Consider the following 12,989-nt stretch of genomic DNA (forward strand, 5'->3'; position numbering starts at 1 on the left):
CATGAAACAGTATCTAGACCTGGTTCGCGACGTCATCGAGAACGGCACGCTGCAGGGCAACCGCACCGGTATCCGCACCATCAGCCTGCCGGGCGCCATGTTGCGCTTCGACCTGCAGAAGGGTTTTCCGGCCATCACCACGCGCAAGCTGGCGTTCAAGTCGGCGATCGGCGAGATGGTCGGTTTCTTGCGCGGCGTGAAGAATGCCGGCGAGTTTCGCGACCTTGGCTGCAAGGTCTGGGACCAGAACGCCAACGAGAACGCCCAATGGCTGGCCAACCCCTTCCGCCAGGGCCATGACGACCTCGGCGAGATCTACGGTGTGCAATGGCGCCAGTGGCCAGGCTACAAGCGCATCCCGCTGAGCAACCCGGCCGCCATTGAAATGGCGGAAAAAGCCGGTTTCCGCCAGATCGCCAAGGACGAGGAAGACGGCCAGGCATTCGTCATCCTCTACAAAGCCATCGACCAGGTGCGCCAGTGCCTGGACACCATCGCCAACGACCCGGGCAGCCGACGCATCCTGTTCCACGGCTGGAATTGCGCCCAGCTCGACGAGATGGCGCTGCCGCCCTGCCACCTGCTGTACCAGTTCCACCCCAATGTCGAGACGAAGGAAATCTCCCTCACGCTCTACATTCGCTCCAACGACCTGGGCCTGGGCACGCCGTTCAACCTCACCGAAGGTGCGGCGCTGCTGTCGCTGTTCGGGCGCCTGACCGGCTACACCCCGCGCTGGTTCACCTACTTCATCGGCGATGCCCATGTGTACGAGAACCATCTGGACATGCTCAACGAGCAGCTCAAGCGCGAGCCGCTGGAGGCGCCGAAGCTGGTGATCAGCGACCGTGTGCCGGCGTTTGCCGAGACCGGTGTGTATGAGCCTGAGTGGCTGGAAAAGATCGAGCCGAGTGATTTCTGGCTGGAAGGGTATGAGCATCATGCGCCTATGACGGCGCCGATGGCGGTCTGACTCAGAACCGCGTCGTTCTTTTCGCGGGCAAGTTGGAGCGCCGAACCGACGCTCCGACTTGCCCGCGAAGGTCTTTACCGGCCTCAATGCCCGTGGCTACGCCCCACATGCGAATGCTCGGTCTCCGGCACCGACACCGCGCCATTGACCTCCAACTGCTGCAAAATCGCGCACTCATCCCCCTGCGCATTGCACTGCCTGCGTAACTCCACCAGCTGCGTCTGCAGCGCCATCAAGCCGTCGATCCTCGCCTGTACATGCTCGATATGCTCGTCGATCAGCGCATTGACGCTGCCGCACGCACCTTCGGGGGTATCGCGCAGACGCAGCAGGCTGCGGATTTCGTCGAGTGTCATGTCCAGGGTTCGGCAGTTGCGAATGAAGGTCAGACGCTCCACATGGGCCTGGGTGTACAGGCGGTAGTTGCCGTCGGTGCGGGCGGGTTCGGGCAGCAATTGCTCGCGCTCGTAGTAGCGGATGGTTTCCACGGCGCAGTCGGTGGCCTTGGCCAGTTCTCCGATCTTCATGACGAAATCTCCTGGGATCGCTTGACCCTATAGTGGCTACAGGGTGTTCACTTGGCAACAACCCCCCGTCAGTGGGCACTCTCTATCAGGGCGAACCTATGAACCAGCCTGTCAGTCACGACCACAAGCACGATCATGATCATGGCCACGATCACGGCCATGATCATGGCGCCAAGTCTTCCTGCCACGACACCCAGGCCCATAGCTGCTGTGCCAGCAAAGCGGCGCCGGCCTTCGTGCAGCTGACCGAAAAGGCCAGTGACCAGGCGCGTCTCAGCCGTTTTCGCATCGAAGCGATGGACTGCCCGACCGAGCAGACCCTGATCCAGGACAAGCTGGGAAAGCTCGCTGGTATCGAGCAGCTGGAATTCAACCTGATCAACCGCATTCTCGGCGTGCGCCACACTCTCGACGGCACCGCGCAGATCGAGCGCGCCATCGACAGCCTTGGCATGAAGGCCGAGCCGCTGGCTGCAGACGATGATGGCAGTGCCAATGCCCCTGCCGCCCGCAAGACCCGGTGGTGGCCCTTGGCGTTGTCGGGTCTTGCGGCGATTGGCGCCGAAATCGTGCACTTCTCCGCGCTGGCGCCGGAGTGGGTGGTGGCCCTGCTGGCACTGGCCGCCATCCTCGGCTGCGGTCTGGGCACCTACAAGAAGGGCTGGATTGCGCTCAAGAACCGTAACCTGAACATCAACGCACTGATGAGCATCGCCGTGACCGGTGCCGTGCTGATCGGCCAGTGGCCGGAAGCGGCGATGGTCATGGTGTTGTTCACCATCGCCGAACTGATCGAGGCGCGCTCGCTGGACCGTGCGCGCAACGCCATCAGCGGCCTGATGCAGCTGACGCCAGACATGGCCACCGTGCAGCAGGCGGATGGCCAGTGGCGCGAGGTCGAGGTGCGCGAGGTGGCCATCGGTGCGCGAGTGCGGGTGCGCCCGGGCGAGCGTATCGGCCTGGATGGCGAGGTCGTCAGCGGGCAATCGAGCGTCGATCAGGCGCCGATCACCGGCGAAAGCCTGCCTGTCGAGAAGGCGCTGGGCGACAAGCTCTTCGCAGGCACCATCAACCAGGCCGGTGCGCTTGAGTACCGCGTCACCGCCGCAGCCGGGCAATCGACCCTGGCGCGCATCATCAAGGCAGTGGAAGAAGCGCAAGGCGCACGAGCACCGACCCAGCGCTTCGTCGACCAGTTCTCCCGCATCTACACCCCCGCCGTGTTCGCCGTGGCCCTGGCCGTGGCGATCATCCCGCCGCTGTTCATGGCCGGTGCCTGGTTCGACTGGGTCTACCGCGCCCTGGTGCTGCTGGTGGTGGCCTGCCCATGTGCGCTGGTGATCTCGACCCCGGTGACCATCGTCAGCGGCCTTGCCGCCGCGGCGCGCAAGGGCATCCTGATCAAGGGTGGTGTCTATCTCGAGGGCGGGCGCAAGCTGGACTTCCTGGCCCTGGACAAGACCGGCACCATCACCCACGGCAAGCCGGTGCAAACCGACTTCAAGGTACTCGAGCCGTTGCTCGAAGGTCGGGCCCAGGCGCTGGCTGCAAGCCTCGGCGAGCGTTCCGACCATCCGGTATCGCGTGCAATCGCCCAACATGCCCTGGAGCAGGGCATTGCCCTCGCAGAGGTAGCGGAGTTTGCAGCACTGGCCGGGCGCGGGGTGCGCGGCGAGATCGACGGTCAGGCCTATCACCTGGGCAACCATCGTCTGGTCGAGGAGCTGGGCCTGTGCTCGCCGGAACTCGAGGCCGAGCTCGATGTGCTTGAGCGCCAGGGCAAGACCGTGGTGTTGCTGCTCGATCGCTCCGGCCCGCTGGCGCTGTTCGCCGTGGCCGATACCGTGAAGGACAGCAGTCGCCAGGCCATCGCCGAGCTGCATGAGCTGGGGATCAAGACCGTCATGCTGACCGGCGACAACCCGCACACCGCCCAGGCCATCGCCGCTCAGGTGGGTATCGATCGTGCCGAGGGCAACCTGCTGCCTGCCGACAAGCTCAAGACCATCGAAGATCTCTACGCTCAAGGCCACCGCGTGGGCATGGTCGGTGACGGCATCAACGACGCGCCGGCCCTGGCCCGCGCCGAGATTGGCTTCGCCATGGCGGCGGCCGGCACCGATACCGCCATCGAAACTGCCGATGTGGCGCTGATGGACGACGACTTGCGCAAAATCCCGGCGTTCGTCAGGCTGTCGCGCCAGAGCGCTACGATTCTCATCCAGAACATTGTCCTGGCACTGGGGGTCAAGGCGATATTCCTGGCCATCACCTTTGCCGGCATGGCCACCCTGTGGATGGCGGTGTTCGCCGATATGGGCGTGAGTTTGCTGGTGGTGTTCAACGGCTTGCGCCTGTTGCGCAAATAACGAGGTGCCATGCTCGGTTCGGAGCTCAAAGCCTTCTACATGGTGGCCCGCCTGGGCAGCATCACGCTGGCGGCGAAGAAGCTTGGGCTCAGCCAGCCCACGGTGACCACGCAGATCCGCAACCTGGAGAGCCAGTACGCGGTCGAGCTGTTCTATCGGGGCGGCCGACGCCTGGTGCTGAGCGAGGAGGGCGCCAGGCTCCTGCCGCGGGTCAAGGCCTTGTTGCAGCAGGAAGCGGACATCGAGTTCGAACTGCGCAACAGCGGCCAGGCCCAGGGCAGCCTGCGTGTCGCCGCTACCGCGCCGTATTACATTCTCGACCTGGTGAAGGTGTTCCGTGAACGCCTGCCTCAGGTCGAGGTGGCGGTGGAGATCGGCAACTCGCAACAGGTGCTGGAGATGCTCGAGGAGTACCGGGTGGATATCGCCGGCTCGTCGCAGTTGGTCGAGGATGCGCGCCTGGTGCACCGGGTGCTGGGCAGCGATCCGCTGGTCGTGGCTGTGCACCGTAGCCATCCCCTGGCGCAGCGCCAGGCGGTGGGCATCGAAGCCCTCTGCGGGCATTGCCTGTTGATGCGCGAGCCGGGTTCGACCACGCGCAAGCTGACCGAGCAGATGATGCAGGAGGCCGGGGTGAAGGCTGGTGCGCTGCTGGAAATCGGCAGCCGCGAGTCGATCCGCGAAGCGGTGCTGCGCAATATCGGCATCAGTGTCATTGCCCGCCATGAAGTGCCGCTGACCCCGGAGCTGCGGGTGCTGGCGCTGGAGGGTGCGCCGCTGATGCACGAGTACCTGTATTGCCTGAAGGAGCGGCGCCAGGCGCGCTTGCCGGCGGCGTTTCTCGGGGTGGCGCAGGAAGTGGCGGGGGCTCGGTTCTAGATTTCCTGTGGCTTGCCCGCGAAACAGACACCGCGGTGCCATGTCCGTGTTCCCAGGCTCTCAACCAAAATCCGCCAATGCCACTATCACCCACTTTGCCCTGATCGCCACAGAACCTTCGCACAGCCTTCCTAGCATGGCCCTCATCTCTTCGATGAGGCCCAGCCATGAACCACGCAACCCCGGGCGCACACATGAACGTGCGCGGTATCCACAAGCGTTTCGGCGTGTTCACCGCGCTGAACGACGTGTCCCTGGACATCGCCGCTGGCGAGCTGGTCTGCCTGCTCGGCCCCTCCGGCTGCGGCAAGACCACCCTGCTGCGCTGTATCGCCGGCCTCGAACGCCAGGACCGGGGCTCGCTGTACATCGGTGAGCGGGATATCTCCGAGCTGCCGCCCCAGGCCCGTGATTACGGCATCCTGTTCCAGTCCTATGCCCTGTTCCCCAACCTCACCGTCGAGGCCAATATCGCCTATGGCCTGACGGGCGGCAGCCGCGAGCAGTCGCGTCAGCGGGTCGCCGAAATGCTCGAGTTGGTTGGCCTGGCCGGTAGCGAAAAGAAATATCCCAGCCAGCTCTCCGGTGGCCAGCAACAGCGCGTTGCCCTGGCTCGTGCCTTGGCGCCATCGCCATCGGTGCTGTTGCTCGACGAGCCGATGTCGGCGCTGGATGCGCGGGTGCGCGAGCACTTGTGTACCGAGCTGCGCCAACTGCAGCGCAAGCTGGGCATCACCACCTTGATGGTTACCCACAATCAGGACGAGGCCATGCTGATGGCCGACCGCATCGCGGTGATGAACAACGGGCAGGTCGAGCAGTACGCCTCCCCGCAGGATATCTACGACCGGCCTGCCACACCGTTCGTTGCCGAGTTCGTCGGCCAGGGCAACTGGCTGCCGTTCCAGCGCCATGACGACAGCCACGCCCAGGTGGGCAGCATGAGCATGCGCCTGGCGCCGGGGGCGGTGAGTGCGCGCAGTGGCCGGCTGTTCTGCCGTCCGGAGGCGATCACGGTCAACCCGGTGGTGCACGAGGAGAACCTGTTCCCGGCCAAGGTGCGTGAGCTCACCTTTCTCGGCAACCGCTGCCGCATGAGCTTCGAGCTCAAGGCCTTGCCGGGGCACGCGTTGCTCGCGGAGCTGGCGCCCGAAGCCATGCCGCGCCTGGGCTCGCAGGATATCTGGGTGGCCCTGCCACCGCAGAGCCTGCAGGTGTTCGCCTGAGATGGCCGCGTCCATGAGCGTATCGCTGAGCGCCGCCAAGGCCGCACCACGCAGTGGCGTCGCCCTGGGTGATCGATTGTTCGTCGTCGGCGGCAAGAGCCTGCTGTTGCTTCTGCTGTTGCTGGCCGTGCTGATGCCGCTGCTGGCCATCTTCTGGCGTGGTTTCAGCGGCGAGGCGGGCCAGGGCGGTGGCCTGCAGGCGGCCGCCGAGCTGTTTGCCAGCGACAACTTTCGCTGGCTGCTCGGCAACAGCCTGGCGGTGGCCTTCAGCGTAGCGCTGATCGTCGTGCCACTGGCCTACTTGTTCGCCTATGCCCTGCAACGCACGCTGATTCCGGCCAAGGGCCTATGGCGCGGGATTTCACTGCTGCCGCTACTGGCGCCGTCGATGCTGCCGGCCATTGCGCTGGTCTACCTGTTCGGTAACCAGGGCCTGCTGCGCGGGCTGCTGAGCGACAACATCTACGGGTTCTGGGGGATCGTGCTTGGCGAAGCGATCTACACCTTCCCGCATGCCTTGATGATCCTGCTGTCAGCGCTGTCGCTGGCCGATGCACGGCTGTTCGACGCAGCCTCGAGCATGGGCGCCGGACCATGGCGGGCGTTTCGCAGCATCACCTGGCCGGCCACGCGCCAGGCGGTGTTCGCCGCGTTCTGCCTGGTGTTCACCCTGACCATTACTGACTTTGGCGTGCCGGTGGTGGTCGGTGGCGACTATCAGGTACTGGCGCTGGAGGCCTACAAGGCGGTGGTCGGCCAGCAGCAGTTCGGCCGTGGCGCCCTGATCGGCATGGTCCTGCTGGTGCCGGCGCTGCTCAGCTTCAGCGTCGATGCCTGGCTGCGCCGCCGCCAGGGCGAGGCGATGAGCGGGCGCGCGCAGGTATTCGAGCCCCAGCCTTCGCGTCGTCGCGATGCCTGCTTCCTGGCCATCGTGGTGCTGGTCTGCGCGGCGCTGCTGGGTGTGATCGGCATGGCGGTGTATTCGTCGCTGGTGACCTTCTGGCCCTATAACCTGACGCTTTCGTTCAAGCACTACCTGTTCGACGAGACCGCCGGTGGCGGCTGGCTGGCCTACCGCAACAGCGTGACCATGGCCCTGTGCTGCGCCGTGATCGGCAGTGTGGTGATCTTCACCGGCACCTACCTGATGGAGAAAACCCAAGGCCAGCGCCTGCTCAACCAAGCCTTGCGCCTGCTCAGCTTCGTGCCGATGGCGGTGCCAGGGCTCGTCCTGGGCCTGGGCTACGTGTTCTTCTTCAACCTCGCCGGTAACCCGTTGCATGTCTTCTACGGCAGCATGGCGCTGCTGGTGGTATGCACCATCGCCCACTACCTGACCACCGCCCAGATGACCGCAAGCACTGCGCTGCGCCAGCTCGATGGTGAGTTCGAGGCGGCTGCGCTGTCGCTCAAGGCGCCGCTGCACCGGCATTACCTGCGCGTCACCGTACCGATCTGCCTGCCTGCACTGCTGGATATCGTGCGCTACCTGTTCGTTTCCGGGATGACCACGGTGTCGGCAGCGATCTTCCTCTACAGCCCCGACACGATCCTGGCCGCCGTCGCCGTGCTGAACATGGACGATGCCGGCAACGTTGGCGGTGCTGCGGCGATGTCCACCCTGATCCTGCTCACCAGTGCCACGGCCTCGCTGCTGCTGGCGGGGGCTTCACGCGGCCTGTTGCGCCGTTCCCAGGCCTGGCGCCAGCGCGCGCCCAAATCCTGATCCGACTGTCCACCTCAAAGGAGCTGCCTCATGTTCAAGCCACTGGCCCTTGTTGCTGCCGTATCTGCCGTGTTCAGCCTGCAGGTCTCGGCGGCCGACACCCAGCTGACCGTCTACACCGCCCTGGAAGCCGAGCAGCTCAAGAGCTACAAGCAGGCCTTCGAGAAGGCCAACCCGGATATCGAGATCAAATGGGTGCGTGACTCCACCGGCATCATCACCGCCAAGCTGCTGGCCGAGAAGGATCGCCCGCAGGCTGACGCGGTGTGGGGCCTGGCGGCTTCGAGCCTGGCCATTCTCGATCAGAACGGCATGCTTGATGCCTACGCGCCGAAAGACCTGGGCAAGATCGCACCCAATTACCGCGACGCCGCCAACCCGCCAGCCTGGGTGGGGATGGACGTGTGGGCCGCGACGATCTGCTTCAACACCATCGAGGCCGAGAAGCAGGGCCTGAGCAAGCCCGTGAGTTGGCAGGACCTGACCAAGCCTGAGTACAAGGGCAAGATCGTCATGCCCAACCCGGCCTCCTCCGGCACCGGCTTCCTCGATGTCAGCGCCTGGCTGCAGACGTTCGGCGAACCGCAGGGCTGGGCCTACATGGATGCCCTGCACCAGAACATCGGCCAGTACGTTCATTCCGGCTCCAAGCCCTGCAAGTTGGCGGCGGCGGGCGAGTTCCCGATCGGCATCTCGTTCGAGTACCCGGCCGTACAGCTCAAGCGCCAGGGCGCGCCGCTGGACATCGTGCTGCCCAAGGAAGGGCTCGGCTGGGAAATCGAGGCCACCGCGGTGATCAAGGGCACGCCTAAGGCCGATGCCGCGCGACGCCTGGCCGATTTCTCGGCGAGCCCTGCGGCCATGGAGCTGTACAAGGAGAACTTCGCCGTACTCGCCGCGCCTGGGATTGCCAAGCCGCAGACAGAGCTGCCTGCCGACTACGAGCAACGCCTGATCAAGAACGACTTTGCCTGGGCGTCGAAGCACCGCGACCAGATCCTGGCCGAGTGGCGCAAGCGCTACGACGGCAAGTCGGAGAAGGCGGCGCAGTAAGTCGAACGACATTCAGCAGGTCTATCCTCACCACACCAGGACCCTACCGCGATGCCGACCCCAGCCCAGATCATCGACAACACCTTCGCCTTGTATGAACGCCACGGCGCCGACGACTACATCGGCGAAGCCATCACCCAGGTCGAGCACATGTCCCAGGCTGCGCAACTGGCCATGGCCGAGGGCTTCGACGACGAGGTGGTGCTCGCTGCGTTCTTCCACGATATCGGCCACCTGTGCGGCGGCGACGCCAGCATGGGCGGTTATGGTGTGGCCAGCCATGAGCGTATCGGCGCCGAGTACCTGCGCCGTTGCGGCTTCGGTGAGCGCATGGCGCGATTGGTGGAGTTCCACGTGGAGGCCAAGCGCTACCTGACCTTGCGCAAGCCGGGATACTACGAACGGCTGAGCGAGGCGAGTCGGCGCACCTTGGGTTACCAGGGGGGCGTGATGAGCGATGCCGAGGCCGATGCCTTCGAGCGTGATCCGCTGTTTGCGGTGAGCCTGCGCATGCGTGAGTGGGATGAGATGGCCAAGGAAGTCGGGATGCCGGTGCTGGATATGGCGGTGCTGAAGGCGAAGGCGTTGGCCTTGATCTGAGATTGGTGCACTCGTTAGCGCGTAGGAGCGGCGGTTCGGCGCCCCGACTTGCCCGCGAAAGGAACACCGCGATGCATGGCACGGGCTACGCCCGTGTTCGCGGGACAAGCCCGCTCCCACAGGGTGGGCTGGTCTTTAGATGTTGAGCAAGACAGTTGCTCCTACCGGGATTGGGCAGGCCTCGGATTTTTGAGCAAGACAGTTGCTCTCACAGGGGAGCGCTTCAGATCTGTGACACCAACGCCTCGAGCTGCTCCTGGCGCTCGGCCTGGTTCACCCGTGCGCCCGGATTGAGCGTCGACCACTGCGGATGCGCCCGCGCCTTGCTCAACGCCTCCGGCAACTTGCCCTCGCGCCAGGCCTTTTCATCCAGCTCGCCCAGCCGCACCCTGTCCTGTGCGGCATGGCCACGGCTGTCCAGGGCGAGCATCAGTTGCTGTTGGCGCAGTGCCAGCAGACGCAGCACGCTGTCATCCACGGTCAGTTCCCGCTGGCCCTTGAGTTTGCCCAGCAACCGCGATCCATAATTGCGGGCGGTTTGTAGGGCGCCTCCGGCAATGGCACCCGCCAGCGCGGCAGCGCCGAGGGTCAGGCCACCGACCAGCAGATCGACACCCGCACCGGCCGCGGCTCCGGCGGCGACACCGCTGCCCAGGCGTACGCCCAGCAGCTTCAGGGTCTCGGGGTTGAACAGGTCATCGCCCCAGCGACCGTCCAGCAACGGCAGGTCGCCGGCATTGGCGTCTTCACGACGGAAGGCATAGAGCTTGAGCAGCGCCTCGACACAGCGCTGCTCACGTTGTCGAACATCCTGACGCAGCGCCTCGATGGCCTTGGCTTCAGCGGCAGGCTCTGCCTCGACGCTGCGCCGACAGGCGGCGCAGTCCAGCAGCAGCTCAGCGATCAGGCGTTTGCCGCTGTGCTGGCGGGCCAGGCGCTGGGCCTGCTGGTCGTCGATCAAGCGCTGCAAGGCGGGGCGCGATGTCTCCAGCAGCAGGGCGAGGCTCTCGTAGAGGCGTCGCTCGCCGTCCTCGGGCGGGGCCACGCTGTCGAACCGCACCAGCGCGTGCAGCCCCAGGCGGGCCAGGGCTTCGCGCCATTCTGGCTCGCGGTGCTGGCTGCTGGCGACGAAGTTGAGCACGGGCAGCAGCGGCTTGCCGCAGCCGGCGAGTACTTCCAGCTCGTCGCGGTACTTGGCCAGTACCGGCTCGCGTGCATCGATCACATAGAGGCCGGCATTGCTCGCCTGTAACTGTCGCAGCACCTTGGCTTCCTGCTCGAAGCGCTGGCGCGCCTCGCTACCCTGGAGAAAGCGCTCCAGGCGGGCCGGGCCGTCAAGGCGTTCACCGGGGCGTTCCAGGCGCTCCAGATAGTCGAGCAGGGCAATGGCGTCTTCCAGGCCGGGGGTGTCGTAGAGCTCGAGCAAGGGCTCGCCGTCCACCGACAGCCGCGCGCCTTCGACATGGCGGGTGGTGCTGGGGCGATGGGAAACCTCACCAAAGCCGACATCGCGGGTGAGGGTGCGCAGCAGCGAGGTCTTGCCGACGTTGGTATGGCCGACCACGGCCAGCTTGAGCGGATCAGTCATAGCCATGCTCCAGCCAGGTCAGGGGCGAGGTGTCGGCGTGGTGCAGGCCGAGGCGGTCGAGGGCTTCGTGCCAGTCGCCCAGGCGAGCGGCGTCGAGTGCCTGGCCGGGCAGGGCCTGGAGCAACCAGATGCGTGTGGCGCCTGCATTGCGCGCGAGCTCGGCGAGCAACGCCAGGCTGCCACGATCAGGCGAGCGGCGCGGGTCGCAGGCGATGGCCAGGCGCGCCGGTGGGAAGCGGCTGAGCTGTTCGAGCAGTTTGTTGCGTGATTCGCGGCTGTCGAGCACGCCTGCGTTGGTCACCGTACTTGGCAGCGTGGGCGGCCAGGCGCGCTGGTCATCCAGCTCCAGGCCTACCAGCAGTGCGCCGCTGCTGCCGGTTTCCAGTTGGCCGGCCTCGAACTGTGGCAGGTGCTCGGGGGCGGCGTCCTGCACACCGATACGCTCGCTGCGCGGCATCAGCGCGTCACGTAGCTGCGCATGGCCTGGCAGGTTCAGATCCAGGGCGAGCTGCCCGCGGCCCTGGCGCCAGCGCCACAGGCACAGGGTCGCCAGCAGCAGGCGGGGCAGCAGGCCATACACCAGCACCACGCCGAGCAGCCAACTGGCCCAGGCCTGGCGGGCGATGTCCAGGCTCGGCAGGGTGGCGCCGCTGGCGCGGATCATGCTTTCGTCGGGAATGCTGAAGCCCAGCAGCGAGGGCAGGGCGCCGAGGGCGTTGGTCAGGGCGATGAAGGGTTCGGCCGCGAGCAGGGTGGTCTCCCAGACGAAGCCGTAGCGCCGGGTCGCCAGCAGCGCCAGCAGCATGCCCAGCGCCGCGCTCATCGCCAGCAGCCACAGGCCATGTACCAGCAGGCCGAGCAGCCAGCGATTGAGGCGCTTGCGCTGCAGCAGCACCAGCAGGGCGGGGGCCAGGTGCACGGCCTTGGCATCACGGGCGAAGCGTTCGCTGAGCCACAGCCAGAGCCGGCCCAGGGTTGCGCCCTGCTCACCTGCGAAGAAGAAGCCCAGGGCCCAGCCGACCAGCAACCCCAGATTCAGGCCCAGCAGGCTGCCCAGTGCCCAGAACACATTCACCGGGCGTTGGCCGTCACCCAGCGCCGCAAGGCCGAGGCCGGCGCCGCTGAGCACGGCGACGATCATCAGGGCCAGCAGGGCCAGGCGTGCACCCTGCTTCCAGTGGCGCAGGGCCTGGGTCATGCCGTCGCGCTCGGCCAGCCACAGGGCGCGGTGCTCGATGCGTGCCGCCAGGTCGCCGCCCTGCTGGCGCGCGCGACGGTTGGCTTCCTGGTCTTCCAGGGGGCCGGCATGTTCTTCACGCAGCCGCACCGCTTCGGTGAGCCAACGTTTGTCCAGTTCGGTCGGTGCAGTCACAAGGTCTTCCATTGCACGGGTCGAGGCCCAAGCATAACCCACGTGCCGAGTGCTATCCTCGCCGTCATGAACACATCACTTCCCCTCAGTCTGATCGCGGCACTCGCCGAGAACCGCGTGATCGGCATCGACAACTCCATGCCCTGGCACCTGCCGGGGGACTTCAAGTACTTCAAGGCCACCACCCTGGGCAAGCCGATCATCATGGGGCGCAAGACCTGGGATTCGCTCGGGCGACCACTGCCGGGGCGCTTGAACATCGTCGTCAGCCGCCAGCCCGGGTTGACGCTGGCGGGCGCCGAGGTGTTCGCCTCGCTGGACGCAGCGGTGGTGCGTGCCGAGCAGTGGGCGCGCGAGCAGGGGGTTGGTGAGCTGATGCTGATCGGCGGCGCGCAGCTCTACGGGCAGGCGCTGGAGAAGGGGCTGGTAAGCCGGATGTACCTGACGCGTGTGGAACTGGCGCCTGAAGGGGATGCCTGGTTCCCGGCGTTCGACGCGGCGCAGTGGACGCTGGCATCGACCGAGCGGCAGGTCGAAGAAGGCAAGCCGGTCTACCACTTCGAGGTGTGGGACAAGCGTTAGGCTCTGTCTGAAATGTATCTGCACTCGCCCATACTGCGTTGAAACGGGGCTCGGAATGCTCATGTACTCCAGTACACTGCGCTTCCTCCCCCCG

General features: G+C 65.8%; 11 protein-coding genes. 8 read left to right on the top strand and 3 right to left on the bottom strand.

Annotated features, from left to right (window positions below; genetic code table 11):
* Window position 1: 1 nt before the first annotated feature.
* The gene (locus F6X62_RS23380; RefSeq protein WP_153774841.1) at window positions 2–973 is read left to right on the top strand and encodes a thymidylate synthase; all 972 of its coding nucleotides are present in this window, start codon (window positions 2–4) and stop codon (window positions 971–973) included.
* An 83-nt stretch (window positions 974–1,056) separates the two neighbouring features.
* On the opposite strand, the gene cadR is transcribed toward F6X62_RS23380, so the two are convergent.
* Window positions 1,057–1,500, bottom strand: coding sequence for a cadmium resistance transcriptional regulator CadR (cadR, locus tag F6X62_RS23385; protein WP_054891134.1), 444 nt, complete (start codon window positions 1,498–1,500; stop codon window positions 1,057–1,059).
* A gap of 98 nt (window positions 1,501–1,598) precedes the next feature.
* On the opposite strand from cadR, the gene F6X62_RS23390 reads away from it, so the two are divergent.
* The 6 genes from F6X62_RS23390 (at window position 1,599) to F6X62_RS23415 (ending at window position 9,353) form a co-directional block, all read left to right on the top strand.
* The gene (locus tag F6X62_RS23390) at window positions 1,599–3,869 is read left to right on the top strand and encodes a heavy metal translocating P-type ATPase (RefSeq protein WP_153774842.1); all 2,271 of its coding nucleotides are present in this window, start codon (window positions 1,599–1,601) and stop codon (window positions 3,867–3,869) included.
* Between the two features lie 9 nt (window positions 3,870–3,878).
* Window positions 3,879–4,748 (top strand): LysR family transcriptional regulator, encoded by an 870-nt coding sequence (locus tag F6X62_RS23395; protein ID WP_153774843.1) that lies wholly within the window; start codon window positions 3,879–3,881, stop codon window positions 4,746–4,748.
* Between the two features lie 167 nt (window positions 4,749–4,915).
* On the top strand, window positions 4,916–5,974 hold the full coding sequence (locus F6X62_RS23400) for a putative 2-aminoethylphosphonate ABC transporter ATP-binding protein (RefSeq protein WP_153774844.1): 1,059 nt from the start codon (window positions 4,916–4,918) through the stop codon (window positions 5,972–5,974).
* 1 nt (window position 5,975) lies between these two features.
* Window positions 5,976–7,700 carry a putative 2-aminoethylphosphonate ABC transporter permease subunit gene (locus tag F6X62_RS23405; protein ID WP_153774845.1) on the top strand — a complete coding sequence of 575 codons (1,725 nt, stop codon included), beginning with the start codon at window positions 5,976–5,978 and terminating at the stop codon, window positions 7,698–7,700.
* Window positions 7,701–7,730: 30 nt separating this feature from the next.
* Window positions 7,731–8,753, top strand: a complete 1,023-nt coding sequence (locus F6X62_RS23410) for a putative 2-aminoethylphosphonate ABC transporter substrate-binding protein (RefSeq protein WP_125931169.1) — start codon at window positions 7,731–7,733, stop codon at window positions 8,751–8,753.
* Window positions 8,754–8,804: 51 nt separating this feature from the next.
* On the top strand, window positions 8,805–9,353 hold the full coding sequence (locus F6X62_RS23415) for a phosphonate degradation HD-domain oxygenase (protein WP_153774846.1): 549 nt from the start codon (window positions 8,805–8,807) through the stop codon (window positions 9,351–9,353).
* A gap of 223 nt (window positions 9,354–9,576) precedes the next feature.
* Here the strand turns inward: F6X62_RS23415 and F6X62_RS23420 are convergent, their stop codons facing one another.
* Window positions 9,577–10,941, bottom strand: a complete 1,365-nt coding sequence (locus F6X62_RS23420) for a GTPase/DUF3482 domain-containing protein (protein WP_125931171.1) — start codon at window positions 10,939–10,941, stop codon at window positions 9,577–9,579.
* Window positions 10,934–12,325, bottom strand: coding sequence for a DUF2868 domain-containing protein (locus tag F6X62_RS23425; protein WP_153774847.1), 1,392 nt, complete (start codon window positions 12,323–12,325; stop codon window positions 10,934–10,936). Before F6X62_RS23425 ends, F6X62_RS23420 begins: the two co-directional genes overlap by 8 nt.
* A gap of 54 nt (window positions 12,326–12,379) precedes the next feature.
* On the opposite strand from F6X62_RS23425, the gene F6X62_RS23430 reads away from it, so the two are divergent.
* Window positions 12,380–12,895 carry a dihydrofolate reductase gene (locus F6X62_RS23430; protein WP_153774848.1) on the top strand — a complete coding sequence of 172 codons (516 nt, stop codon included), beginning with the start codon at window positions 12,380–12,382 and terminating at the stop codon, window positions 12,893–12,895.
* Window positions 12,896–12,989: the final 94 nt, after the last annotated feature.

The organism is Pseudomonas sp. MNR3A, assembly GCF_009650575.1.
In the GTDB taxonomy this organism is placed as follows: Bacteria; Pseudomonadota; Gammaproteobacteria; order Pseudomonadales; family Pseudomonadaceae; genus Aquipseudomonas; species Aquipseudomonas machongensis.